The organism is Pseudomonas sp. XS1P51 (assembly GCF_054897845.1).
Window position 1 is genome coordinate 6,964,911 of the sequence record NZ_CM142707.1, and the last position, 24,103, is coordinate 6,989,013.

Consider the following 24,103-nt stretch of genomic DNA (forward strand, 5'->3'; position numbering starts at 1 on the left):
AGATTGAGTCATGGCAGAAGCAGTCGCCGATAATGTTCCGGCCAAGGCCACTCCAATAGACGGCAAGCCGCCGCTGTTCGGGTTGTCCTTCCTGGAAAACCTCTCCGAGATGACCATGTTGCGTCAGGTGGGCCTGTTGGTCGGCCTGGCTGCGAGCGTGGCGATTGGCTTTGCCGTGGTGTTGTGGTCCCAGCAGCCGGACTACCGGCCTCTGTACGGCAGCCTTGCCGGTATGGACGCCAAGCAGGTCATGGATACCCTGGCTGCCGCTGATATTCCTTACACCGTTGAACCCAACTCCGGTGCCTTGCTGGTCAAGGCCGATGATTTGTCCCGTGCGCGGCTCAAGCTCGCGGGCGCTGGTGTCACTCCCAGCGACGGCAACATCGGCTTTGAAATCCTCGACAAGGACCAGGGCCTCGGTACCAGCCAGTTCATGGAAGCGACCCGTTATCGTCGTGGTCTCGAAGGCGAACTGGCACGGACCATCTCCAGCCTGAACAACGTCAAGGGTGCCCGCGTGCACCTGGCGATTCCGAAAAGCTCGGTGTTCGTACGCGACGAGCGCAAGCCGAGTGCTTCGGTTCTGGTGGAACTGTATTCCGGCCGCTCGCTGGAGCCAGGCCAGGTCGTGGCGATCATCAACCTGGTCGCGACCAGCGTTCCCGAACTCAGCAAATCCCAGATCACTGTTGTCGACCAGAAGGGCAACCTGCTCTCTGATCAGGCGGAAAACTCCGAACTGACCATGGCCGGCAAGCAGTTCGATTACAGCCGTCGCATGGAAAGCATGCTGACTCAGCGCGTGCACAACATCCTGCAACCGGTGCTGGGCAATGACCGCTATAAAGCTGAAGTCTCGGCCGACGTGGATTTCAGTGCTGTCGAGTCGACCTCCGAGCAATTCAACCCGGACCAGCCGGCGTTGCGCAGCGAGCAGTCCGTCAACGAACAACGTACCGCCAGCAATGGTCCGCAAGGTGTGCCGGGTGCTCTGAGCAACCAGCCGCCATCGCCGGCTTCCGCGCCGCAAACCACCGGTGGCGCAACCGCGTCGGCCGGCATGGTGCAGCCAGGCCAGCCACTGCTGGACGCCAACGGTCAGCAAGTCATGGACCCGGCCACCGGCCAGCCGATGCTGGCACCGTACCCGGCGGACAAGCGTCAACAATCCACCAAGAACTTCGAGCTCGACCGTTCCATTAGCCACACCAAGCAACAGCAGGGTCGTTTGAATCGCCTGTCGGTGTCGGTGGTGGTGGACGATCAGGTCAAGATCAACGCAGCCAATGGCGAAACCACCCGTGCACCGTGGAGTGCCGACGAATTGGCGCGCTTCACCCGTCTGGTGCAGGACGCCGTCGGCTTCGACGCCAGCCGTGGTGACAGCGTCAGCGTGATCAACATGCCGTTCTCCGCTGAGCGCGGTGAAGTGATTGCCGATATTCCGTTCTACTCGCAGCCGTGGTTCTGGGACATCGTCAAGCAAGTGCTGGGTGTCTTGTTCATCCTGGTGCTGGTGTTCGGCGTACTGCGTCCGGTGCTCAACAACATCACCGGTGGCGGCAAAGGCAAGCAACTGGCTGGCATCGGCAGTGACGTGGAACTCGGTGGCATGGGCGGCCTGGATGGCGAGCTGGCCAACGACCGCGTCAGCCTCGGTGGCCCGCAAAGCATCCTGCTGCCGAGCCCGAGCGAAGGCTATGACGCACAGTTGAACGCAATCAAGAGTCTGGTGGCAGAAGATCCGGGTCGCGTGGCCCAGGTCGTGAAAGAGTGGATTAACGCAGATGAGTGATAACCGAGCCGCTGTCGCCAAACTGTCCCGGGTCGATAAAGCTGCGATTCTGCTGCTGTCCCTGGGGTCGACCGATGCCGCCCAAGTGCTGCGCCACATGGGGCCCAAAGAGGTCCAGCGTGTGGGTGTGGCCATGGCGCAAATGGGTAACGTGCACCGCGAGCAGGTCGAGCAGGTGATGAGCGAGTTCGTCGACATCGTCGGCGACCAGACCAGCCTGGGCGTCGGCTCCGACGACTACGTACGCAAAATGCTCACCCAGGCCCTGGGCGAAGACAAGGCCAACGGCCTGATCGACCGGATCCTGCTGGGCGGCAACACCAGTGGCCTCGACAGCCTGAAGTGGATGGAACCGCGCGCTGTCGCCGACGTGATCCGTTACGAGCACCCGCAGATCCAGGCGATCGTGGTGGCGTATCTCGACCCGGACCAGGCTGGCGAAGTGCTGGGCAACTTCGACCACAAGGTACGACTGGACATCATTCTGCGGGTTTCCTCGCTGAACACCGTGCAGCCAGCGGCCCTGAAAGAACTCAACCAGATTCTCGAGAAGCAGTTCTCCGGCAACTCGAATGCCTCGCGCACCACCCTGGGTGGCATCAAACGTGCGGCGGACATCATGAACTTCCTCGACAGCTCGATCGAAGGTCAGCTGATGGACTCGATCCGCGAAGTCGACGAAGACCTGTCCGGTCAGATCGAAGACCTCATGTTCGTGTTCAACAACCTGTCCGATGTCGACGACCGCGGGATTCAGGCGTTGCTACGCGAAGTGTCCTCCGACGTGCTGGTGCTGGCCCTCAAGGGCTCGGACGAAGGCGTCAAAGAGAAGATCTTCAAGAACATGTCCAAACGAGCGGCCGAACTGTTGCGCGACGACCTCGAGGCCAAGGGCCCGGTCCGTGTCAGCGACGTGGAAACCGCACAGAAAGAAATCCTCACCATTGCTCGCCGTATGGCCGAAGCCGGAGAAATCGTTCTCGGCGGGAAGGGCGGCGAAGAGATGATCTAAGGTCACTATGTCGTCCAAACATGATGAGTCCAACACCGACCTGATCCGTGCCAAGGACGTCGGTGGTTTCGACGTCTGGTCGTTGCCCAGTTTCGATCCGCATGTGCCGGAGCCCGAGCCTGAACCAGAGCCCGAGCCGCCGGAAATGGAAGAAGTGCCGCTGGAAGAAGTCCAGCCACTGACCCTCGAAGAACTCGAAAGCATTCGCCAGGAGGCCTACAACGAAGGCTTCGCAGTCGGCGAGAAAGAAGGTTTCCACAGCACCACGCTCAGGGTCCGACAGGAAGCCGAAGTGGCGCTGGCCGCCAAGATTGCCGGTCTGGAGCAGTTGATGGGGCATTTGTTCGAGCCCATCGCCGAGCAGGACACCCAGATTGAAAAGTCCCTGATCGACCTCGTGCAACACATCACCAAACAGGTGATTCAGCGCGAACTGGCCATCGACTCGACGCAGATCGAACACGTCATGCGCGAAGCCCTCAAGCTCTTGCCGCTGGGCGTGGGCAATGTGCGGCTGTACATCAATCCGCAGGACTTCGAACAGGTCAAAGCCCTGCGCGAACGCCATGAAGAAACCTGGCGCATCGTCGAGGACGAGGCCCTGTTGCCCGGCGGTTGCCGGGTCGAGACTGAGCACAGTCGTATCGACGCCACCGTCGAAACCCGCATTGCGCGAGTCATGGACAAGCTGTTCGATCAGTTGCATGAACAGTCCTTGCACCCGGCCGCGCCGGATCTGAGCCTGGAATTGCCGGTCGACGACAAGCCTGCCGTCCTGCCGGTCGAGCCTGAGCTGGACGATCCCGATGCGCCTTGACCGCACCAGCTTCGCCAAGCGCCTAGGCAGTTACGCCGAGGCCACGGAACTGGCCGGCGCACCGATCCTCGAAGGCCGCTTGCTGCGCATGGTCGGCCTGACCCTCGAAGCCGAAGGCTTGCGCGCCGCCATGGGCAGCCGCTGCATGGTCATCAACGACGACAGTTACCACCCGGTGCAGGTCGAAGCTGAAGTCATGGGCTTCTCCGGCAGCAAGGTCTTTCTGATGCCGGTCGGCAGCGTCGCCGGCATTGCGCCTGGCGCGCGCGTGGTGCCGTTGGCCGATACCGGTCGTCTGCCGATGGGTATGAGCATGCTCGGGCGGGTGCTCGATGGCGCCGGTCGTGCGCTGGACGGCAAGGGCGGGATGAAGGCTGAAGACTGGGTGCCAATGGACGGCCCGACCATCAACCCGCTCAAGCGGCACCCGATCAGCGAGCCGCTGGACGTGGGCATTCGCTCCATCAATGGTTTGTTGACGGTCGGTCGCGGTCAGCGGCTCGGGTTGTTCGCCGGTACCGGCGTCGGCAAGAGTGTGCTGCTGGGCATGATGACCCGCTTTACCGAGGCCGACATCATCGTCGTCGGGCTGATCGGTGAGCGGGGTCGCGAAGTTAAAGAATTCATCGAGCACATCCTCGGTGAAGAAGGCCTCAAGCGTTCGGTGGTCGTGGCGTCCCCGGCGGACGATGCGCCGCTGATGCGTCTGCGCGCGGCCATGTATTGCACGCGAATCGCCGAGTATTTCCGCGACAAGGGCAAGAATGTCCTGTTGCTCATGGACTCCCTGACCCGTTTTGCCCAGGCCCAGCGGGAAATCGCCCTGGCCATCGGTGAGCCTCCCGCGACCAAGGGCTATCCGCCATCGGTGTTCGCCAAATTGCCGAAACTGGTGGAGCGGGCCGGTAACGCCGAAAAGGGCGGCGGTTCGATCACCGCGTTTTATACCGTGTTGTCCGAAGGTGACGATCAGCAGGATCCGATCGCCGACGCCGCGCGGGGTGTGCTCGACGGGCACATCGTCTTGTCCCGGCGCCTGGCCGAGGAAGGGCATTACCCGGCCATCGATATCGAAGCGTCCATCAGCCGGGTCATGCCGTCGGTGGTCTCGCCGGAACACATGACCCGCGCCCAGTATTTCAAGCAGCTGTGGTCGCGTTATCAACAGAGTCGGGACCTGATCAGCGTGGGCGCCTACGTCGCCGGCGGGGATCGGGAAACCGACCTGGCGATTTCCCTGCAACCGCAGTTGGTCAAATACCTGCGCCAGGGTTTGAACGACAGCATCAGTCTGGGCGAAAGCGAAGCCTATCTCGGCTCGATCTTCGCGCCCGCGGCGGGCGGTTAATCGACCATGGCCCAGAGTCGGGCAGGGCGTCTGGCGCCGGTGGTCGAAATGGCCGAAAAAGCCGAGAAAACCGCCGTCCAGCGTTTGGGGCACTTTCAGGGTCACGTTCGCCTGGCTGAAAGCAAGCTCGCCGACCTTGAAGCCTTCCGCCTCGACTATCAGGAACAGTGGATCGTGCGCGGCAGCAGTGGCGTCTCGGGTCAATGGCTGTTGGGGTATCAAGGCTTTCTCGCGCAATTGGGCGTCGCCATCGATCAGCAGCGGCAAAGCCTGGTCTGGCATCAAAATAATCTGAACAAGGCACGGGAAACCTGGCAACAGGCATTTGCCCGGGTCGAAGGCTTGCGCAAGCTGGTTCAGCGCTACGCAGATGAGGCTCGGCAGTTGGAAGACAAGCGTGAGCAGAAGCTGCTGGACGAGTTGTCCCAGCGGTTGCCGCGTCAGGATCCTTACTGAACGTTGACTTTGAAAAGATCGCAGCCTTCGGCAGCTCCTACATTGACCGCGTGCAAACCCGATTCTGTAGGAGCTGCCGAAGGCTGCGATCTTTTGATCTTGCTCCTACCCCGACCAAGTGCTAAACCTTGTACACGTACGTTCGCCAATGACAAGGAAGCCGTTCATGTCAGTCGTTACAGAAGTCTCTCCGGATGGGCAAAAGCTGACGATATCGATCAAGGGACGATTCGATTTCGGTCGACATCAGGAGTTTCGCGAGTCTTATGAGCGACTCAGCAAGAAACCCGAATCTATTGTGATCGATCTTAAAGAGGCCACTTATCTCGATAGTTCGGCGCTGGGCATGCTGCTATTGCTGCGTGATCACGCCGGTGGCGACAGCTCCGATGTTCGAGTAGTCAACAGCAACTCGGATGTGCGAAAGATCCTCGCCATCTCCAACTTCGACAAGCTGTTCGACATCAGTTGAACACGGTGCAATCGCCGCTCGAGCCGCTGACCATACTGATCGCCGAAGACAGCGCGGCTGATCGAATGCTGCTGTCGAGTATCGTCCGTCGCCAGGGCCATGAAGTGCTGACGGCGGCCAACGGTGCCGAAGCGGTCGAAGCGTTTCGCCAGCAACGACCACAATTGGTGTTGATGGACGCGATGATGCCGGTGATGGATGGTTTCGAGGCGGCGCGGCAGATCAAGGCGCTGGCCGGGGAAACCCTGGTGCCGATCATCTTTCTGACGTCGCTGACCGAAAGCGAAGCTTTGGCCCGTTGCCTGGAGGCCGGGGGTGACGACTTTCTGGCGAAGCCTTACAACCAGGTCATTCTCGCCGCCAAGATCAAGGCGATGGACCGCTTGCGCCGGTTGCAGGCCACCGTCCTGGAGCAACGTGACCAGATCGCCAGGCACCACGACTACCTGCTCAACGAGCAGCGCGTGGCCAAGGCCGTGTTCGACAAGGTGGCCCACTCCGGCTGCCTGAACGCCCCCAATATCCGTTACCTGCAATCGCCCTATGCACTGTTCAACGGCGATCTGCTGCTGGCCGCGTTCACCCCGGCCGGTGACATGCATGTGCTGCTCGGCGATTTTACCGGCCATGGTTTGCCGGCCGCTGTCGGGGCCATGCCCCTGGCCGAAGTCTTTTACGGCATGACCGCCAAGGGTTACGGCCTGTCAGAAACCCTGCGCGAGATGAATGCCAAGCTCAAGCGCATCCTGCCGGTGGACATGTTCTGTTGTGCAACGCTGCTGTGCCTGAGTTTTCAGCGACGCTCGGTGGAGGTCTGGAATGGCGGGATGCCCGACGGTTACTTGCACAGCATCGCCAGCGGTGTGCGTACACCGCTGAGGGCGCGGCATTTGCCGCTCGGCGTTCTGAGCCCGCCAACCTTTGATGACCGCACTGAAGTGTTCCCGATGGCGGTCGGGGATCGGGTCTTCCTGTTGTCCGACGGGGTGATCGATACCTGCGATGCCAACGATCAGTTGTTTGGCGTAGAGCGATTGCAGCAGGTGTTTACGGCCAATCGAGAGCCTGATGAGCTGTTCGAGGAAATCGAGCAGGCGCTCCGGGATTTTCGCGGTGAAGCCCGCGACGATGTCAGCATGGTCGAGGTCAGTCTGTTGGAGGCGGCGCAGCTGAGCCCGCCGGCGCTGGTCTATTCCGACAGTGGTCAGTCCTGCCCGCTGGACTGGTCGGTGAGTTTCGAGTTTCGCGCCGCCACCCTCAAGCGCTTCAATCCGCTGCCGTATCTTTTGCAATTGCTGCTTGAGGTCCATGGCCTGCGTGCCCAGAGCGGGGCGCTCTACAGCGTTCTGGCGGAGCTGTATTCCAATGCCCTGGAGCATGGCGTACTGGGTCTGGACTCGAGCCTCAAGCGCGATGCGTCGGGTTTTACCCGCTATTATCAACAGCGCAATGCGCGCCTGGACGAGCTGCAGGACGGCTATGTCCGGGTGCATTTGCAGGTCACGCCAAAGGACGAGGGCGGTTGCCTGACGGTTCGGGTTGAAGACAGTGGCAAGGGGTTTGATATCGAGCGAGTGATGGCGTGGCCGCTGGATGGCATTCGTCTGTCGGGACGTGGCGTCAGCCTGATCCGACAGTTGAGTCGCAATGCCAGTTGGTCCGACGAAGGCCGAAGTGCCCGCGTGGAGTTTTACTGGGAGGCTCTGGCATAATCCATGCGTTCTTGATCAAGGAGTGAGCAAGTGGCTGACACGCACCTGGACCGCAACGTGCTGAGCGCGTTGCAAGAGGTCATGGAGGATGAGTATCCGAAATTGCTGGATACCTTCCTCGCCGATTCCGAAGAGCGTTTGCATTTGTTGCAAAAGGCCGGCGATGTCACGCGGCTTATTGACGCGGCCCATAGCCTCAAGGGAAGCAGTAGCAACATGGGCGCTATTCGCCTTGCCAAGCTGTGTGATGAGTTGGAACGGCGTGCAAAGCAGATTCCCCTCGCCGGCATTGAAAAACTCGTGGGTGAGATCAGCCAGGAGTTCGCCATTGTCAGGCCTCTTTACGAGGCCGAGCGCCAGCGTTCTCTCGCTGCCAGCGCGACCGTCCGGCGCTTTTAGCGTCTCTCACGCAAATCTGGCTCGACCCTTGCAATAATTCCGTCAACTGTACCTACGATCCAGTGCAGCGGAGACCGTTTTCATGCCCGTTACCCCCAATATTCTTCTTCAGGCCGCCGCGCAGGCCAAGACTCAAGCCGCCTCCGCCAATACTCCGGCGCAGACCGTTGAGCCCGGGGACAAGGCGTCCAGCTTCGCTCAGGTCTATGCCAATCAAGCCCAGAACAAGCCCTCTGCGGCGACTGATGGATCGGCGAAACCGACACGGGACAAGGCGCCGGACAACCCCGGCAAAAAGGACGTTGGCGACGACAAGTCTGCCGCCCCGGAACCGACAGTTGCCGATAGCGGCAAATCCTTGCCCGCCGATAAACCGGCGTCGACCGACGACAAGGCCGCCAGCGACGATGCGGTGGATGCTGCCACAACACCGATAGTCGACACGGCACCGGTTGATCCGACCCTTGATCCTGCATTGCTGCCGGCGTTACAGCCCGTGGTGACAGCTCCCGTTGCAGAAACTCCGCCCGTAGTTGCCACCGTGCAACCACAGGTTGAAGCGCCTGTCGCTGCGGCCGTGATGACGGCGCAGCCTGCGGTGGTGGCTGAAAGCGATTTCGACCCCGAAGCCGACCCTCTCGACGCGTTGCCTGCCGTGCGCATGGCCATGGAGCAGGGTGGTCATATTTCGGCGGCCAGTCAGGCTCAGCCCAAAGCTGCACCGACATCCGCCCAGGCCCAGGCTGACGGCGAGCCGACCTCGGCGCAGAACTTTGCCGCCGGCATGGCGGGCATGCTCGATGTGCAGGCCGACAAGGACAGCACCAGCGAGGGCGGAGAGAAGGCCTTCAGTGGGCTGATCAATGACGGCCTCAAGGATTTGAAATCCGCCAGCAGCGATACCCGTGTCGACGATTTCGCCAACCGTCTGGCGGCACTGACCCAGGCCGCCACACCGAAAACCGCCAACGCCTTGCCGGTGAATCAACCGATCGCTATGCATCAGAGTGGCTGGACCGAGGAAGTGGTGAACCGGGTCATGTACCTGTCCAGCGCCAATCTGAAGGCGGCCGACATCCAGTTGCAACCGGCCGAACTGGGGCGCCTCGACATTCGGGTGAACATGGTTCCGGACCAGCAGACCCAAGTGACCTTCATGAGCGCCCATCCAAGCGTTCGCGAAGCGCTGGACGGGCAAATGCATCGCTTGCGCGACATGTTTGCGCAGCAGGGCATGGGTCAGGTTGACGTCAACGTTTCCGACCAGTCCCGTGGCTCTCAGCAAGGCCAGGACCAGGCTCAACAAAGTCAGAGCGGACGCACCAACGCCAGCGGTGGTCGTCTCGACGGCGTGGATGAAGAGCTCGCGCCGACTGTTGCCGAAGTGGCGGCCAGCACGACCAGCGTCATCGGCTCCAGCGCCGTCGACTATTACGCCTGACCCAACGCAACCCCACTGTGGGAGCGAGCCTGCTCGCGATGAGGCAGTAACATTCAACATCTGTGTTGCTTGTTGCGCCGCTATCGTGAGCAGGCTCGCTCCCACATTTGTTTCGTGGTGGCTTGTCATCCACGGTCCCCCTGGCTCCCGACACTTCTGGCATAACACTTGCTCTTGCCTTGCCGTGCGACTGTGAAAACCCGAATAGTGACGGATTATTGGCATGGCGAAGAGCGAAGCAGCAGCAGTAAAAGACCCCGCAACCAAAGGCAAACTCAAGCTGATCATTGTGATGGTGGTGGCCTTGCTGCTGGCGATCGGCTTGTCCGTGGGGGCGACCTGGTTTTTCATGCACAGCGCCCAGAGCAAGCCTGCCGCCGCTGAAATTGCCCCGGTCGGCAAGCAGCCAGCGATTTTCGAGCCCATGGCCCCGGCCTTCGTGGCCAACTTCAACCAGAACGGTCGTCAGCGCTACATGCAGGTGAGCATCACCATGCAAGGGCGCAACCAGGCTGATCTGGAGGCGCTCAAAGTCCACATGCCGGTCATCCGCAATAACCTGGTCATGCTGTTCTCCGGACAGGACTTCGCCACCCTGGCGTCGCCGGTCGGCCAGGAGATGTTGCGTCAGAAGGCTACTGCCAGCGTCCAGGAAGTGGCGCAGAAAGAGCTCGGCAAAGTGGTCATCGAACAGTTGCTTTTCACTAATTTCGTACTGCAGTAGGAACACGACATGGCCGTGCAGGACCTGCTGTCCCAGGATGAGATCGATGCGCTGTTGCATGGCGTCGACGACGGTCTGGTACAGACCGATACCGCTGCCGAGCCCGGCAGTGTCAAAAGCTACGACCTGACCAGCCAGGATCGAATCGTCCGTGGACGCATGCCGACCCTGGAGATGATCAACGAGCGTTTCGCCCGCTACACCCGCATCAGTATGTTCAACATGCTGCGCCGCTCGGCGGACGTTGCCGTCGGTGGTGTGCAGGTGATGAAGTTCGGCGAATACGTGCACTCGCTGTACGTGCCGACCAGCCTCAACCTGGTCAAGATCAAGCCGTTGCGCGGCACCGCGCTGTTCATCCTCGACGCCAAACTGGTGTTCAAGCTGGTGGACAACTTCTTCGGCGGCGACGGTCGTCACGCGAAGATCGAAGGGCGCGAGTTCACTCCGACCGAACTGCGCGTGGTGCGCATGGTGCTGGAGCAGGCGTTCGTCGATTTGAAGGAAGCCTGGCAGGCGATCATGGAAGTGAACTTCGAGTACATCAACTCGGAAGTGAACCCGGCCATGGCCAACATTGTCGGCCCGAGCGAAGCCATTGTGGTGTCGACCTTCCACATCGAACTCGATGGCGGTGGCGGCGATCTGCACGTGACCATGCCGTACTCGATGATCGAGCCGGTGCGCGAAATGCTCGACGCCGGCTTCCAGTCCGACCTCGATGACCAGGACGAGCGCTGGGTCAACGCCCTGCGCCAGGACGTGCTGGACGTTGACGTGCCGATCGGTGCCACGGTTGCCCGTCGCCAGTTGCGCCTGCGGGACATCCTGCACATGCAGCCAGGGGACATTATCCCGGTCGAGATGCCGGAAGAAATGATCATGCGCGCCAACGGCGTGCCGGCGTTCAAGGTCAAGATGGGCTCGCACAAAGGCAACCTCGCGTTGCAAGTGATCGAGCCGATCGAGCGCCGTTGATCGGTGCTCGTACACATTCGCTTTTAACTGACGGCTTCCAATTCAATGGTTGCCCGCCGAGGACAAATGATGGCTGACGATATGAATACCCAGGACGACCAGGCGCTGGCTGATGAATGGGCTGCGGCCCTGGAAGAAACCGGTGACGCCGGGCAGGACGACATCGATGCCTTGCTGGCCGCCGATGCTGCCAGCTCGCCGTCCAACCGCCTGCCGATGGAAGAGTTCGGCAGCGTGCCGAAAAACAACGATCCGGTCACGCTGGACGGCCCGAACCTGGATGTGATCCTCGACATCCCGGTATCGATTTCCATGGAAGTGGGCAGCACCGACATCAACATCCGCAACCTGCTGCAACTCAACCAGGGTTCGGTGATCGAGCTCGATCGTCTGGCCGGTGAACCGCTGGACGTGCTGGTCAACGGCACGCTCATCGCTCACGGTGAAGTGGTAGTGGTCAACGAGAAGTTCGGCATCCGCCTGACCGACGTGATCAGCCCAAGCGAACGCATCAAGAAGCTGCGCTGAGTGAACAGGGTTCTGGGGATTGTGCTGGCCTTGCCGTTCAGTGCGCTGGCGGCCGAACCGGTGGCAACGGCTGCAGCGGCTGCACCCGCTGTCAGCAGCGGAGTGGCCGGGCAATTGACGCAACTGGTGTTCGGCTTGCTGCTGGTGCTGGGGTTGATCTTCTTCCTCGCCTGGTTGCTGCGCCGGGTCCAGCAGGCCGGGCCGGCGGGTAAGGGGCAGGTGATCGAGTTGATCGGTTCCCGGGCGCTGGGTCCCCGTGACCGTTTGATGCTGGTGCAGGTCGGCAACGAGCAGATTCTGCTCGGCCTGAGCCCCGGCACCATCACCGCGCTGCATGTGCTCAAGGAGCCGGTGCAAGTGCCGAGCGCCGAGAAGGCGACCCCCGAGTTCGCCCAGCGCCTGATGGAGCTGTTGGGCAAGGACCAGAAGGATAAGAAGTAATGGGTGCGTTACGCATCGTCTTGACGCTGGCCCTGATGCTGGCCGCGCCGCTGGCCTTCGCCGCCGATCCGTTGTCGATCCCGGCGATCACCCTGGGCACCAACGCCGCAGGCGCTCAGGAATACTCGGTCAGCCTGCAGATCCTGCTGATCATGACCGCGCTGAGTTTCATTCCGGCGTTCGTCATGCTGATGACCAGTTTTACCCGGATCATCATCGTTTTTTCGATCCTGCGTCAGGCCCTTGGTCTGCAGCAGACACCGTCGAACCAGATCCTCACGGGCATGGCGCTGTTCCTGACCCTGTTCATCATGGCGCCGGTATTCGACCGTGTGAATCAGGACGCCCTGCAGCCGTATCTGGCGGAAAAACTGACCGCTCAAGATGCCGTGGCCAAGGCTCAGGTGCCGATCAAGGACTTCATGCTCGCCCAGACGCGCAGCAGCGATCTTGAGTTGTTCATGCGTCTGTCCAAGCGCACTGACATCGCGTCGCCGGATCAGGCACCGCTGACGATTCTGGTGCCGGCTTTCGTGACCTCCGAGCTGAAAACCGCATTCCAGATCGGCTTCATGATCTTCATTCCGTTCCTGATCATCGACCTGGTCGTGGCCAGTGTGCTGATGGCCATGGGTATGATGATGCTTTCGCCGCTGATCATTTCCCTTCCGTTCAAGATCATGCTGTTCGTGCTGGTGGATGGCTGGGCGTTGATCATCGGTACCTTGGCGAGCAGCTTCGGCGGTGTTTCGCCATGACGCCGGAAGTAGCGGTAGACATCTTCCGGGAAGCGCTCTGGCTGACCACCATGATGGTCGCCGTGCTAGTGATTCCGAGTTTGCTCGTAGGTCTGTTGGTGGCGATGTTCCAGGCCGCCACGCAGATCAACGAACAGACCCTGAGCTTCCTGCCGCGCCTGCTGGTGATGTTGGTGACGTTGATCGTTGCCGGCCCGTGGCTGGTGCAGACGTTCATGGAATACATCCTGCAGCTGTACGGCAGTATTCCTCAGGTCATCGGCTAAACCATGTCGCTGCTCCAGCTGACCGATACCCAGATCAGCACCTGGGTGGCTACGTTCATGTTGCCCCTGTTTCGCATCGGTGCTTTGCTGATGGTCATGCCGGTTTTCGGTACGACCTTGGTGCCCACGCGAGTGCGCCTTTATTTCGCCCTCGCGATCACGGTAGTGATTGCCCCTGGGTTGCCGCCGATGCCGCCGGTCTATGCGCTGGACTTGAGTGCGCTGCTGCTGATTGCTGAACAGATCCTTATCGGTGCGGTGCTGGGTTTCTCCTTGCAGCTGTTCTTCCAGGCCTTCGTAGTCGCCGGGCAGATCGTTTCCATTCAGATGGGCATGGGCTTCGCTTCCATGGTCGACCCCACCAACGGCGTATCGGTGGCGGTGATCGGGCAATTCTTCACCATGCTGGTGACGTTGCTGTTCCTGTCCATGAATGGTCACCTGGTGGTCTTCGAAGTCCTCACTGAAAGCTTCACGACGATGCCGGTGGGCAGCGGGTTGATGGTCAATCATTTCTGGGAGTTGGCCGGCAAGCTTGGCTGGGTGCTCGGTGCGGCCCTGTTGCTGGTGTTGCCGGCAATTACCGCGCTGCTGGTGGTCAACATCGCGTTCGGCGTGATGACCCGGGCGGCACCGCAACTCAACATCTTTTCCATCGGTTTTCCGCTGACGCTGGTGCTCGGGCTGTTCATCGTCTGGGTCGGGCTGGCGGACATTATCAATCAGTATCAGCCGCTGGCCTCCGAGGCCTTGCAGTTGTTGCGCGAATTGGCACGGGCGAGCTGAGTCATGGCTGAGAGCGAAAGCGGTCAGGACAAAACAGAAGACCCCACGGAGAAGAAGAAAAAAGACGCCCGCGAGAAGGGCGAGATTGCGCGTTCCAAGGAGCTCAACACCCTGGCGGTCATGCTTGCCGGCGCCGGTGGCTTGCTGATTTTTGGCGGAGCCCTGGCCCAGGAAATGATGGAGCTGATGCGCATGAACTTCTCGCTCTCGCGGGAAGTGATCCTGGATCAGCGTTCCATGGGGACTTACCTGCTGCACTCGGGGCAGATCGCCCTCGTCGCGATTCAGCCCGTGATGATTACCTTGCTGCTCGCAGCGCTTATCGGTCCTATTTCTCTGGGCGGCTGGCTGTTCTCGGCCGGCACCATGGCGCCCAAGTTCAGCCGCATGAATCCTGGTGCGGGGCTCAAGCGGATGTTTTCGTTCAAAGCCGTGGTGGAACTGCTCAAGGCCTTGGCAAAGTTTTTTATCGTGTTGTCCGTGGCCCTGGTGGTGCTGTCTTCGGACATCGACGACCTGCTGCGCATCGCCCATGAACCCTTGGATATGGCGATTATTCACAGCCTGCAATTGGTCGGCTGGAGTACGTTGTGGATGGCCTGCGGGCTGATCATCATCGCTGCGGTGGATGTGCCGGTGCAGCTCTGGGAGAGTCACAAGAAACTGCTGATGACCAAGCAGGAAGTGCGCGACGAGCATAAGGATCAGGAAGGGCGGCCCGAGGTTAAGCAACGGATCCGTCAGTTGCAGCGCGAGATGTCTCAGCGGCGGATGATGGCCGCGATTCCCGAGGCTGACGTGGTGATCACCAACCCGACTCACTATGCCGTGGCGCTCAAGTACGATCCGGACAAAGGCAATGCACCGGTGCTGCTGGCCAAGGGCAGTGACTTCCTGGCCCTGAAAATCCGTGAAATCGCCGTGGCCAATGACGTGCTGTTGCTAGAGTCTCCGGCGCTGGCGCGTTCGATCTATTACTCCACTGAACTGGAGCAGGAGATCCCGGGCGGGCTGTATCTCGCCGTCGCCCAGGTGCTTGCCTATGTCTACCAGATTCGCCAGCACCGCGCCGGCAAGGGCAAGCGCCCGGAACCGCTCAAGGATGACCTGCCGATCCCGCCGGATCTGCGGCGCGATTCCTGAGTTCTGTGCTTTCGTGCTGACGCCATCGTGGGCAAGCCCACAGGTTTGGTGTCATGCGCGATTTCGTGAGCGACGCAAAACTTGTGGGAGCCGGGCTTGCCTGCGATGAGGCCGGTTCAGTCGGTACAAATCTCCCCGATAAAACCCTCTATTTCAACCCCCTGTAAAAGTTGGAAGGCTTCTTGCAGTAGCCGCTCTGCGCCCGCTTCAGGCGTCAAAAGTTTGCTTTAAAGGAACGGGGAAAACCGGTGGATCGCTCTCAGTTATTCAACAGTGCTCGCACAAACGTTGCCGACTTAAGTCGAGGCAATCTGGGTGTGCCGTTGTTGCTGCTGGTCATGCTGGCAATGATGATGCTGCCGGTGCCGCCGTTCCTGCTGGACGTGTTCTTCACGTTCAACATTGCGCTGTCGATTGTCGTCCTGCTGGTCTGCGTCTACGCGTTGCGACCACTGGATTTTGCGGTGTTCCCGACCATTCTGCTGGTGGCGACCCTGTTGCGACTGGCGCTGAACGTGGCCTCCACGCGAGTGGTGATGCTCCACGGTCAGGACGGTCATGCCGCCGCGGGCAAGGTGATCCAGGCCTTCGGCGAGGTGGTGATTGGCGGTAACTACGTGGTTGGTATCGTCGTCTTCGCGATTTTGATGATCATCAACTTCGTCGTGGTGACCAAGGGTGCCGGGCGGATTTCCGAGGTGAGTGCGCGATTCACCCTCGATGCAATGCCCGGCAAGCAAATGGCCATCGACGCCGACTTGAACGCCGGCCTGATCGATCAGAACCAGGCAAAACTGCGCCGGATGGAAGTGGCTCAGGAAGCCGAGTTCTACGGTTCCATGGACGGTGCCAGCAAATTCGTGCGCGGTGACGCCATCGCCGGTCTGCTGATTCTGTTCATCAACCTGATCGGCGGCATGGCCGTCGGTATCTTTCAGCACGGCATGACCTTCGGCGATGCCGGCCGGGTGTACGCCTTGCTGACCATCGGTGACGGTTTGGTGGCGCAATTGCCATCACTGCTTTTATCTACAGCCGCCGCGATCATGGTAACCCGTGCTTCCGGTTCGGAAGACATGGGCAAGCAGATCAATCGCCAGATGTTCGCCTCGCCGAAAGCGTTGGCGGTGGCGGCCGGTTTGATGGCGGTGATGGGCCTGGTGCCCGGCATGCCGCACTTCTCCTTTCTGACCATGGCAGCCCTGGCGGCCGGTGGCGCGTACCTGTTCTGGAAGAAGCAGAACGTGGTCAAGGTTCAGGCCCTGCAAGAGGTCAAGCGCCAGCAGGAGCTGTTGCCATCGCCTGCCCGCGCCATGGAAACCAAAGAGCTTGGTTGGGACGACGTTACGCCGATCGACATGATTGGCCTGGAAGTCGGTTATCGCCTGATTCCGCTGGTGGATCGCAACCAGGGTGGTCAGTTGCTGGCGCGGATCAAGGGTGTGCGTAAAAAACTCTCCCAGGATCTGGGCTTCCTGATGCCGACTGTGCATATCCGTGACAACCTCGACCTGGCGCCGAGCGCCTATCGCCTGACCTTGATGGGCGTGATCCTGGCCGAAGCGGAGATTTATCCGGATCGCGAGCTGGCGATCAACCCCGGCCAGGTGTACGGCACGCTCAACGGCATTACCGCCAAAGATCCGGCTTTCGGCCTGGAGGCGGTCTGGATCGAAATCAGCCAGCGTGCTCAGGCGCAATCCCTCGGTTACACTGTGGTCGATGCCAGTACGGTAGTGGCAACCCACTTGAACCAGATTCTGTACAAGCACTCCAGCGAACTGATCGGTCACGAAGAAGTGCAGCAACTCATGCAGTTGCTGGCCAAAAGCTCGCCAAAACTGGCCGAGGAACTGGTGCCAGGCGTGGTTTCGTTGTCGCAACTGCTCAAGGTTTTGCAGGCTTTGCTGGCCGAACAGGTGCCCGTACGGGACATTCGCAGCATTGCCGAGGCCATCGCCAACAATGCGTCCAAGAGTCAAGATACTGCCGCGTTGGTGGCCGCGGTGCGCGTCGGCGTATCCCGTGCAATCGTGCAAAGCATTGTGGGGACTGAGTCGGAGCTGCCAGTTATCACCCTGGAGCCAAGGTTGGAACAAATATTGCTCAATAGTCTTCAGAAGGCAGGACAAGGCTCGGAAGAGGGCGTTTTGCTTGAGCCAAGCATGGCTGAGAAACTGCAGCGCTCGTTGATCGATGCGGCGCAGCGTCAGGAAATGCAAGGTCAACCGGTGATTCTGCTGGTAGCCGGCCCGGTTCGCGCGATGCTTTCGCGATTCGGTCGACTGGCAGTCCCGGGTTTGCACGTGTTGGCGTATCAGGAAATTCCTGACAACAAGCAAGTGACCATCGTTGCGACAGTAGGGCCCAACGGCTGAGGTAGTGGTTTATGCAAGTTAAGCGTTTTTTCGCCGCCGATATGCGTCAGGCCATGAAACTGGTTCGTGATGAGCTGGGCGCCGATGCCGCCATCATTGGCAACCGCCGGATCGCCGGTGGGGTCGAGCTGACGGCTGCCCTGGATTACAAACTGTCGGCGCTGGCCCCGCGTGTTCCGAACATGGAACTTGAGGATGAGCTGCGCAAGACTCAGTCGCGGATCGTCACCGCCCAGGCCGAACTGAGCCTGCGTGGCGAGGGCGAGAGCGACAAGTCGACCAATCGCCAGTTGTTCGCCGGCCTGCCGCTGACCGCCGCCGAACCGCTGATCGAGCCGACCTACACCGAACCCCGTCGTCCGGCACCGGCCGCTGCACCCGCTTCCAATGGTGTGGACCCGCGTGCATTCGACTCGATGCGTTTTGAGCTCAACGGCCTGCGTGAGTTGCTCGAAGTACAACTCGGCTCCCTGGCCTGGAACCAGCTGCAAGGCAGCCGTCCGGCCCAGGCCAACCTCTGGCGTCGCCTGCAACGCATCGGCCTGTCCGGCCCGTTGTCCCGCGATCTGCTGGAGCTGACGACTGAAATTGAAGAGCCTCGCCAGGCCTGGCGCATGCTGCTGGCGCACCTGGCGCGGATGATCGCCACACCGGAAATCGAACCACTGGAAGAAGGCGGCGTGATTGCCATGGTCGGCCCTGCCGGCATGGGCAAGACCACCACTCTGGCCAAGCTCGCGGCCCGTTATGTGCTCAAGTACGGCGCGCAGAACATCGCGCTGGTGAGCATGGACAGCTACCGTATCGGTGCCCAGGAACAACTCAAGACCCTCGGCCGGATCCTCAACGTTTCGGTGACCCACGTCGACCCGGGCCAGTCCCTGGTGCAGGCGCTGGATCCTTTGCTGCGCAAACGCGTGGTGCTGATCGATACCGCGGGCCTTCAGGCCAGTGATCCGGCGTTGCGCATGCAACTCGAAAGCCTGGCCGGGCGTGGCATCAAATCAAAAAATTATCTGGTTTTGGCAACCACCAGCCAGAAGCAGGTTCTAACCGCCGCTTATCACAGTTACAAGCGTTGCGGGCTCGCTGGCTGCATCCTGACTAAACTGGATGAAACGGCAAGCCTGGGCGAGGTGTTGAGCCTGGCCATCAGTCATGAATTGCCGGTGGCCTACCTGACCGATGGCCCGCGGATTCCGGATGATTTGCATCTGCCGCGTCGTCATCAGTTGGTCAGTCGCGCCGTAAGCGTGCAAATGCAAGAAGAACCCAGCGAAGAAGCCATGGCTGACATGTTCGCTGACCTCTACCACAGTCCGACCAAGCGGGTCGGCTGAGGTATTAATGAACAGTTTTTGTACCTACATCGATGGTCTGCCATGCATTGTTCCGTTTGTGAACGCGCAGCCAGTAATGTGGCCTCCGTCTAAGTAAGACAAGGTAAAGAAATAACATGGGCAGCATGCATCCCGTACAGGTGATCGCGGTGACCGGCGGCAAAGGTGGCGTCGGGAAGACTAACGTGTCAGTGAACTTGTCCCTGGCTCTAGCTGAGCTCGGCCGGCGCGTCATGCTGCTGGACGCCGATCTGGGGCTGGCGAACGTCGACGTCCTGCTGGGACTGACACCCAAACGCACCCTGGCCGACGTGATCGAAGGCCGCTGTGAGCTGCGCGACGTATTGTTGCAGGGGCCTGGCGGCATCCGCATCGTCCCGGCCGCGTCCGGCACCCAGAGCATGGTGCACCTGAGCCCGGCTCAACATGCTGGCCTGATCCAGGCGTTCAGCGATATCGGCGACAACCTCGACGTATTGGTGATCGACACGGCTGCGGGCATTGGTGACTCGGTAGTCAGCTTCGTTCGCGCCGCTCAGGAAGTCTTGCTGGTGGTCTGCGACGAACCGACCTCGATCACTGACGCCTACGCACTGATCAAACTGCTTAACCGCGACTACGGCATGAATCGTTTCCGCGTCCTGGCCAACATGGCCCAGAGCCCGCAGGAAGGGCGCAACCTGTTCGCCAAGTTGACCAAGGTCACGGACCGCTTCCTTGACGTCGCTTTACAATACGTCGGTGCGGTGCCTTACGACGAAAGCGTGCGCAAGGCCGTACAGAAACAGCGCGCCGTCTATGAAGCCTTTCCGCGTTCCAAGTGCTCCCTGGCTTTCAAGGCGATCGCACAGAAGGTCGATACCTGGCCGTTACCTGCCAACCCGCGTGGGCACCTGGAGTTTTTCGTCGAGCGTCTCGTGCAACAAACGGCAGGACCCGTCCTATGACAGCCAGCGGCTACAACCTCTACAAGAAGTCGGCACGTGACGCGCAGTACGAGCTGATCGAGCGTTACGCGCCACTGGTCAAACGCATTGCCTACCATTTGCTGGCGCGTCTGCCGGCCAGTGTCCAGGTCGAAGACCTGATCCAGGCCGGGATGATCGGCCTGCTTGAAGTGTCGACCAAGTACGACGCCAGCAAAGGTGCGAGTTTCGAGACGTACGCGGGCATACGAATCCGCGGCGCCATGCTCGATGAAGTCCGCAAGGGGGACTGGGCGCCACGTTCGGTCCACCGCAATACCCGCATGGTCAGCGACGCAATTCGCTCGATTGAAGCTAAAACCGGCCGTGACGCTAAAGATCACGAGGTTGCGGCCGAACTCCAATTGAGTCTCGACGATTATTACGGGATTTTGAACGACACACTGGGCAGCCGGTTATTCAGTTTCGACGATCTGTTGCAGGACGGCGAACATGAAGGGCTGCACGAGGATGGCGCGAGTGCTCATCTCGAGCCGTCACGCGATCTGGAAGATGAACGCTTCCAGGCCGCGCTGGCGGACGCGATTGCCAATTTGCCGGAGCGTGAGCGACTGGTGTTGGCGCTGTACTACGACGAAGAGTTGAATCTCAAGGAAATCGGTGAGGTCCTGGGGGTCAGCGAATCGCGGGTCAGCCAGTTACACAGCCAGTGCGCGGCCCGTTTGCGGGGGCGTTTGGGGGAGTGGCGAGCGCGCTGAAGGCAGTGTGGGGGCACTGCAAACGTGGCTGGTGTGGTGTCGAACTGCGCCGGTCTCGATCTGTTGTGCTCCAGACAGTCATTGAGTGCATTGCCGGATTGATTGAAATGGCGCGTCCAGGTGCTGGGCGCGTTTAAGACTGCTTGGAGGTCGAATTGGACAAGAACATGAAAATCCTCATCGTTGATGACTTCTCAACGATGCGGCGGATCATAAAAAACCTGTTGCGTGACCTTGGGTTCACCAACACGGTCGAGGCCGACGATGGCATTACCGCCATTCCGGTTCTCAACAGCGGGAGTATCGACTTTCTGGTAACGGACTGGAACATGCCTGGCATGACCGGTATCGATCTGCTGCGCCACGTGCGTGCCGATGAAAAGCTCAAGCACCTGCCGGTGCTGATGGTGACCGCTGAAGCCAAGCGCGAGCAGATCATCGAGGCGGCCCAGGCGGGTGTTAACGGCTATGTGGTCAAACCCTTCACGGCCCAGGCGTTAAAAGAAAAAATCGAGAAGATTTTCGAACGCATCGGTTGAGAAACTGCGCCACGGGGGAGCTATGGAGCATATCGAATCTTCACAGGGCGATTTTGAATCGACCCTGAAAAAACATGCTGTCGAACTGGTCGAGAGCCTTGAAAAAGGCAAGTTCGGCGACGCTGTGCAACTGATCCATGAGCTCAACCAGACCCGTGACCGCGGCCTGTATCAGGAAGTGGGCAAGCTCACTCGCGAGCTGCATAGTGCGATCGTCAATTTTCAGATTGACCCGAACATGCCGCAAGCCGAGGAAGTGTCACAGATCACGGACGCCACCGAGCGTCTGGGTTATGTGGTCAAGCTGACCGAGGCCGCGGCCAACCGCACCATGGACTTGGTGGAAAACTCTACGCCGCTGGTCAACAGCCTGAGCATTGAAGCCCAGGCGCTGAGCACGGACTGGGGACGGTTCATGCGTCGCGAAGTCGGGGCTGAAGAGTTCCGCGAACTGGCCCGGCGGGTCGACGGGTTCCTGACGCGCAGCAGCGAAGACAATCGCGTGGTGTCGAGCAACCTCAACGACATTCTGCTCGCTCAGGATTACCAGGATCTCACCGGTCAGGTGATCAAGCGCGTGACCCAATTGGTCACCGAAGTTGAAAGCAACCTGCTCAAGCTCGTGCTTATGGCCAGTCAGGTGGACCGCTTTGCGGGCATCGAACATGACCGTGAGGCGATGCTGGCAGAAAAAGATCCGCAAAAACATCTCTCTCAGGGTGAAGGTCCGCAGATTCATGCCGATAAAAGAGAAGACGTTGTGTCCGGTCAGGACGATGTAGACGATTTGCTTTCCAGCCTTGGATTCTAGGAGCACCCATACACATGAGCTTCGGCGCCGATGAAGAGATCCTTCAGGATTTCCTGGTTGAGGCCGGCGAGATTCTAGAGCAACTGTCCGAACAGCTGGTCGAGCTTGAAAGCCGACCAGATGATGCGGACTTGCTCAATGCAATTTTTCGCGGTTTTCACACTGTAAAAGGGGGCGCCGGCTTCCTCCAGCTCAACGAGCTGGTGGAGTGCTGTCACATCGCCGAGAACGTGTTCGACATCCTGCGCAAGGGTGAACGTCGCGTCGACTCGGAATTGATGGACGTGGTTCTCGAAGCGCTGGACGCGGTGAACAGCATGTTCACCGAGGTCCGCGAACGCAGCCCGATCACGGCTGCCACGCCTGAATTGCTGGCGGCCCTGGCCCGTCTGGCCGAGCCGCAAACGGCCGATGAAGCCGCACCTGTGGCTGAGGTGGTCGAAGCACCGGTTGCTGAAAGCGAATCGGGCGACATCACTGATAACGAATTTGAACAACTGCTGGACTCGCTGAATGCCGTCAAGGCACAAGCCGAGGCCCCTGTGGCCGCTCCGGTACCGGCCAGCACGGCTGCTGGCAGCGACGATATTACCGATGCCGAATTCGAGTCGTTACTCGATCAATTGCACGGTAAAGGCCAGTTCGCCGTCGATGCGGTGGCCGCAGCGCCAGCCGCACCGGTTGCCCCGAAAGCGGCCGGCGACAGCTCCGACATTACCGACGACGAGTTCGAAGCACTGCTCGATCAGTTGCACGGCAAAGGTAACTTTGCGGTTGATGCGCTGGAATCGGCCATTGCCTCGGTACCGACCCCGGCTGCGCCAGCCGCCGCAGCGGCCGGTGGCGATCTGATCTCCGATCACGAGTTCGAATCGCTGCTCGACGAATTACACGGCAAAGGCAAGTTCACTGAAGTCGGCACCGGTTCTGCCGCGACTTCGGTGGCTGCACCCGCCGCCAAGGCTGCCGCACCGACACCTGCGGCCAAAGCGCCCGAGCCCAAAGCCGAAACGCCGAAGCCTGCTGCCGCTGCGCCTGCTCCTGCTCGTGCACCGGCCGCGCCGCCCGCGGAAAAACCGGCCAGCGAAGCCGAGACCACCGTGCGGGTCGATACCGCGCGTCTCGACGAAATCATGAACATGGTCGGCGAGTTGGTACTGGTGCGTAACCGCCTGGTTCGCCTGGGTGCCAACAGTGCCGATGAGGCCATGTCCAAGGCCGTGTCGAACCTCGACGTGGTCACGGCCGACCTGCAAACCGCGGTCATGAAGACGCGGATGCAACCGATCAAGAAAGTCTTCGGGCGCTTCCCGCGCCTGGTTCGCGACCTGGCTCGCCAGCTCAAGAAAGAGATCAACCTGGAGCTGGTCGGCGAAGAAACCGACCTCGACAAGAACCTCGTCGAGGCACTGGCCGACCCGCTGGTCCACTTGGTGCGCAACGCGGTCGACCACGGCATCGAGTCGCCGGAAGAGCGCGAAGCCTCGGGCAAGTCCCGCGGTGGCAAAGTCATCCTGGCCGCTGAACAGGAAGGCGACCACATCCTGCTGTCGATCTCCGATGACGGCAAAGGCATGGACCCGAACGTCCTGCGCGCGATCGCGGTAAAACGCGGCGTGATGGACAAGGATGCCGCCGATCGTTTGAGCGAAACCGAATGCTACAACCTGATTTTCGCACCAGGGTTCTCGACCAAAACCGAGATCTCCGACGTGTCGGGTCGTGGCGTGGGCATGGACGTGGTGAAAACCAAGATTTCCCAGCTCAACGGTTCGATCAACATCTACTCGACCAAGGGCCAGGGCTCGAAGATCGTCATCAAGGTCCCGTTGACCCTGGCGATCATGCCGACGCTGATGGTCATGCTCGGCAACCAGGCGTTTGCGTTCCCGCTGGTGAACGTCAACGAGATCTTCCACCTCGACCTGTCGACCACCAACGTGGTGGATGGCCAGGAAGTGGTGATCGTGCGGGACAAGGCGCTGCCACTGTTCTACCTCAAGCGCTGGCTGGTCAGTTCCGCTGCTCACGAAGAGCAGCGTGAAGGCCATGTGGTGATCCTTTCGGTGGGCACTCAGCGGATCGGCTTCGTCGTCGATCAACTGGTGGGCCAGGAAGAAGTGGTCATCAAGCCATTGGGCAAAATGCTCCAGGGAACCCCGGGCATGTCCGGCGCCACCATCACCGGTGACGGCCGCATTGCGCTGATTCTCGATGTTCCGAGCATGCTCAAGCGTTACGCCGCACGGCGTATTTGATTCTGGGGGGAGCG

24 protein-coding genes are annotated in these 24,103 nt (G+C 60.3%); all 24 read left to right on the forward strand.

The features are described 5' to 3' along the window. The first annotated feature begins 10 nt into the window (after positions 1-10). The 24 genes from fliF to ACYZUD_RS32275 all read left to right on the forward strand — a co-directional run bounded on the left by fliF (position 11) and on the right by ACYZUD_RS32275 (position 24,089). Positions 11-1,798, forward strand: a complete 1,788-nt coding sequence (fliF, locus tag ACYZUD_RS32160) for a flagellar basal-body MS-ring/collar protein FliF (protein ID WP_462021804.1) — start codon at positions 11-13, stop codon at positions 1,796-1,798. Continuing rightward, positions 1,791-2,810 (forward strand): flagellar motor switch protein FliG, encoded by a 1,020-nt coding sequence (fliG, locus tag ACYZUD_RS32165; protein ID WP_003184041.1) that lies wholly within the window; start codon positions 1,791-1,793, stop codon positions 2,808-2,810. Before fliF ends, fliG begins: the two co-directional genes overlap by 8 nt. A 7-nt stretch (positions 2,811-2,817) precedes the next feature. After that, positions 2,818-3,627, forward strand: coding sequence for a flagellar assembly protein FliH (fliH, locus tag ACYZUD_RS32170; protein WP_462021805.1), 810 nt, complete (start codon positions 2,818-2,820; stop codon positions 3,625-3,627). After that, on the forward strand, positions 3,617-4,975 hold the full coding sequence (gene fliI / locus ACYZUD_RS32175; protein WP_461951318.1) for a flagellar protein export ATPase FliI: 1,359 nt from the start codon (positions 3,617-3,619) through the stop codon (positions 4,973-4,975). The genes fliH and fliI overlap by 11 nt, the downstream gene beginning before the upstream one ends. A gap of 6 nt (positions 4,976-4,981) precedes the next feature. Next, complete coding sequence (gene fliJ / locus ACYZUD_RS32180) at positions 4,982-5,431, forward strand: flagellar export protein FliJ (RefSeq protein ID WP_462021806.1); 450 nt, start codon at positions 4,982-4,984, stop codon at positions 5,429-5,431. Between the two features lie 166 nt (positions 5,432-5,597). Next, complete coding sequence (locus ACYZUD_RS32185) at positions 5,598-5,903, forward strand: STAS domain-containing protein (RefSeq protein WP_462021807.1); 306 nt, start codon at positions 5,598-5,600, stop codon at positions 5,901-5,903. Between the two features lie 65 nt (positions 5,904-5,968). Beyond that, the gene (locus tag ACYZUD_RS32190) at positions 5,969-7,615 is read left to right on the forward strand and encodes an ATP-binding SpoIIE family protein phosphatase (RefSeq protein ID WP_462025139.1); all 1,647 of its coding nucleotides are present in this window, start codon (positions 5,969-5,971) and stop codon (positions 7,613-7,615) included. Between the two features lie 30 nt (positions 7,616-7,645). Then, positions 7,646-8,014, forward strand: a complete 369-nt coding sequence (locus ACYZUD_RS32195) for an Hpt domain-containing protein (RefSeq protein WP_462021808.1) — start codon at positions 7,646-7,648, stop codon at positions 8,012-8,014. A gap of 82 nt (positions 8,015-8,096) precedes the next feature. After that, complete coding sequence (locus ACYZUD_RS32200; RefSeq protein ID WP_462021809.1) at positions 8,097-9,455, forward strand: flagellar hook-length control protein FliK; 1,359 nt, start codon at positions 8,097-8,099, stop codon at positions 9,453-9,455. A gap of 223 nt (positions 9,456-9,678) precedes the next feature. Beyond that, positions 9,679-10,179 carry a flagellar basal body-associated protein FliL gene (fliL, locus tag ACYZUD_RS32205; RefSeq protein WP_462021810.1) on the forward strand — a complete coding sequence of 167 codons (501 nt, stop codon included), beginning with the start codon at positions 9,679-9,681 and terminating at the stop codon, positions 10,177-10,179. Positions 10,180-10,188: 9 nt separating this feature from the next. Continuing rightward, the gene (gene fliM / locus ACYZUD_RS32210) at positions 10,189-11,157 is read left to right on the forward strand and encodes a flagellar motor switch protein FliM (protein WP_008024584.1); all 969 of its coding nucleotides are present in this window, start codon (positions 10,189-10,191) and stop codon (positions 11,155-11,157) included. 69 nt (positions 11,158-11,226) lie between these two features. Next, positions 11,227-11,685, forward strand: a complete 459-nt coding sequence (fliN, locus tag ACYZUD_RS32215) for a flagellar motor switch protein FliN (protein WP_462021811.1) — start codon at positions 11,227-11,229, stop codon at positions 11,683-11,685. Beyond that, on the forward strand, positions 11,686-12,126 hold the full coding sequence (fliO, locus tag ACYZUD_RS32220) for a flagellar biosynthetic protein FliO (RefSeq protein WP_462021812.1): 441 nt from the start codon (positions 11,686-11,688) through the stop codon (positions 12,124-12,126). Then, positions 12,126-12,884, forward strand: coding sequence for a flagellar type III secretion system pore protein FliP (gene fliP / locus ACYZUD_RS32225; RefSeq protein WP_462021813.1), 759 nt, complete (start codon positions 12,126-12,128; stop codon positions 12,882-12,884). The genes fliO and fliP overlap by 1 nt, the downstream gene beginning before the upstream one ends. Continuing rightward, positions 12,881-13,150 (forward strand): flagellar biosynthesis protein FliQ, encoded by a 270-nt coding sequence (gene fliQ, locus ACYZUD_RS32230; protein WP_007948918.1) that lies wholly within the window; start codon positions 12,881-12,883, stop codon positions 13,148-13,150. The genes fliP and fliQ overlap by 4 nt, the downstream gene beginning before the upstream one ends. Positions 13,151-13,153: 3 nt before the next feature. Continuing rightward, positions 13,154-13,936: a flagellar biosynthetic protein FliR gene (fliR, locus tag ACYZUD_RS32235; protein WP_462021814.1), complete on the forward strand. Its 783-nt coding sequence runs from the start codon at positions 13,154-13,156 to the stop codon at positions 13,934-13,936. Positions 13,937-13,939: 3 nt separating this feature from the next. Next, positions 13,940-15,079, forward strand: a complete 1,140-nt coding sequence (gene flhB / locus ACYZUD_RS32240) for a flagellar biosynthesis protein FlhB (RefSeq protein WP_462021815.1) — start codon at positions 13,940-13,942, stop codon at positions 15,077-15,079. A gap of 248 nt (positions 15,080-15,327) precedes the next feature. Then, the gene (gene flhA, locus ACYZUD_RS32245) at positions 15,328-17,457 is read left to right on the forward strand and encodes a flagellar biosynthesis protein FlhA (RefSeq protein ID WP_462021816.1); all 2,130 of its coding nucleotides are present in this window, start codon (positions 15,328-15,330) and stop codon (positions 17,455-17,457) included. Between the two features lie 11 nt (positions 17,458-17,468). After that, on the forward strand, positions 17,469-18,797 hold the full coding sequence (gene flhF / locus ACYZUD_RS32250) for a flagellar biosynthesis protein FlhF (protein WP_462021817.1): 1,329 nt from the start codon (positions 17,469-17,471) through the stop codon (positions 18,795-18,797). Positions 18,798-18,913: 116 nt separating this feature from the next. Continuing rightward, a complete protein-coding gene (gene fleN / locus ACYZUD_RS32255) occupies positions 18,914-19,744 on the forward strand; it encodes a flagellar synthesis regulator FleN (protein WP_008001746.1) in 831 nt (276 codons plus the stop codon). Beyond that, positions 19,741-20,481 (forward strand): RNA polymerase sigma factor FliA, encoded by a 741-nt coding sequence (gene fliA, locus ACYZUD_RS32260; RefSeq protein WP_007894214.1) that lies wholly within the window; start codon positions 19,741-19,743, stop codon positions 20,479-20,481. Before fleN ends, fliA begins: the two co-directional genes overlap by 4 nt. A gap of 167 nt (positions 20,482-20,648) precedes the next feature. Beyond that, positions 20,649-21,020: a chemotaxis response regulator CheY gene (locus ACYZUD_RS32265; RefSeq protein WP_008006721.1), complete on the forward strand. Its 372-nt coding sequence runs from the start codon at positions 20,649-20,651 to the stop codon at positions 21,018-21,020. Positions 21,021-21,042: 22 nt separating this feature from the next. After that, entirely contained in the window at positions 21,043-21,831 is a 789-nt protein-coding gene (locus tag ACYZUD_RS32270; protein WP_462021818.1) for a protein phosphatase CheZ, read from the forward strand. A 14-nt stretch (positions 21,832-21,845) separates the two neighbouring features. Continuing rightward, complete coding sequence (locus tag ACYZUD_RS32275; protein ID WP_462021819.1) at positions 21,846-24,089, forward strand: chemotaxis protein CheA; 2,244 nt, start codon at positions 21,846-21,848, stop codon at positions 24,087-24,089. Positions 24,090-24,103: the final 14 nt, after the last annotated feature.

What these genes read in the sequence shown, in the direction of transcription:
- fliM (WP_008024584.1), top strand. Translation starts at nt 10,189, where the DNA reads ATGGCCGTGCAGGACCTGCTGTCCCAGGATGAGATCGATGCGCTGTTG.
- ACYZUD_RS32275 (WP_462021819.1), top strand. Translation starts at nt 21,846, where the DNA reads ATGAGCTTCGGCGCCGATGAAGAGATCCTTCAGGATTTCCTGGTTGAG.
- fliL (WP_462021810.1), top strand. Translation starts at nt 9,679, where the DNA reads ATGGCGAAGAGCGAAGCAGCAGCAGTAAAAGACCCCGCAACCAAAGGC.
- fliQ (WP_007948918.1), top strand. Translation starts at nt 12,881, where the DNA reads ATGACGCCGGAAGTAGCGGTAGACATCTTCCGGGAAGCGCTCTGGCTG.
- fliI (WP_461951318.1), top strand. Translation starts at nt 3,617, where the DNA reads ATGCGCCTTGACCGCACCAGCTTCGCCAAGCGCCTAGGCAGTTACGCC.
- fliJ (WP_462021806.1), top strand. Translation starts at nt 4,982, where the DNA reads ATGGCCCAGAGTCGGGCAGGGCGTCTGGCGCCGGTGGTCGAAATGGCC.
- fliA (WP_007894214.1), top strand. Translation starts at nt 19,741, where the DNA reads ATGACAGCCAGCGGCTACAACCTCTACAAGAAGTCGGCACGTGACGCG.
- fliG (WP_003184041.1), top strand. Translation starts at nt 1,791, where the DNA reads ATGAGTGATAACCGAGCCGCTGTCGCCAAACTGTCCCGGGTCGATAAA.
- ACYZUD_RS32270 (WP_462021818.1), top strand. Translation starts at nt 21,043, where the DNA reads ATGGAGCATATCGAATCTTCACAGGGCGATTTTGAATCGACCCTGAAA.
- flhF (WP_462021817.1), top strand. Translation starts at nt 17,469, where the DNA reads ATGCAAGTTAAGCGTTTTTTCGCCGCCGATATGCGTCAGGCCATGAAA.
- fliF (WP_462021804.1), top strand. Translation starts at nt 11, where the DNA reads ATGGCAGAAGCAGTCGCCGATAATGTTCCGGCCAAGGCCACTCCAATA.
- flhB (WP_462021815.1), top strand. Translation starts at nt 13,940, where the DNA reads ATGGCTGAGAGCGAAAGCGGTCAGGACAAAACAGAAGACCCCACGGAG.
- ACYZUD_RS32200 (WP_462021809.1), top strand. Translation starts at nt 8,097, where the DNA reads ATGCCCGTTACCCCCAATATTCTTCTTCAGGCCGCCGCGCAGGCCAAG.
- fliH (WP_462021805.1), top strand. Translation starts at nt 2,818, where the DNA reads ATGTCGTCCAAACATGATGAGTCCAACACCGACCTGATCCGTGCCAAG.
- fleN (WP_008001746.1), top strand. Translation starts at nt 18,914, where the DNA reads ATGGGCAGCATGCATCCCGTACAGGTGATCGCGGTGACCGGCGGCAAA.
- fliR (WP_462021814.1), top strand. Translation starts at nt 13,154, where the DNA reads ATGTCGCTGCTCCAGCTGACCGATACCCAGATCAGCACCTGGGTGGCT.
- ACYZUD_RS32190 (WP_462025139.1), top strand. Translation starts at nt 5,969, where the DNA reads ATGCTGCTGTCGAGTATCGTCCGTCGCCAGGGCCATGAAGTGCTGACG.
- fliP (WP_462021813.1), top strand. Translation starts at nt 12,126, where the DNA reads ATGGGTGCGTTACGCATCGTCTTGACGCTGGCCCTGATGCTGGCCGCG.
- ACYZUD_RS32185 (WP_462021807.1), top strand. Translation starts at nt 5,598, where the DNA reads ATGTCAGTCGTTACAGAAGTCTCTCCGGATGGGCAAAAGCTGACGATA.
- ACYZUD_RS32265 (WP_008006721.1), top strand. Translation starts at nt 20,649, where the DNA reads ATGAAAATCCTCATCGTTGATGACTTCTCAACGATGCGGCGGATCATA.
- fliN (WP_462021811.1), top strand. Translation starts at nt 11,227, where the DNA reads ATGGCTGACGATATGAATACCCAGGACGACCAGGCGCTGGCTGATGAA.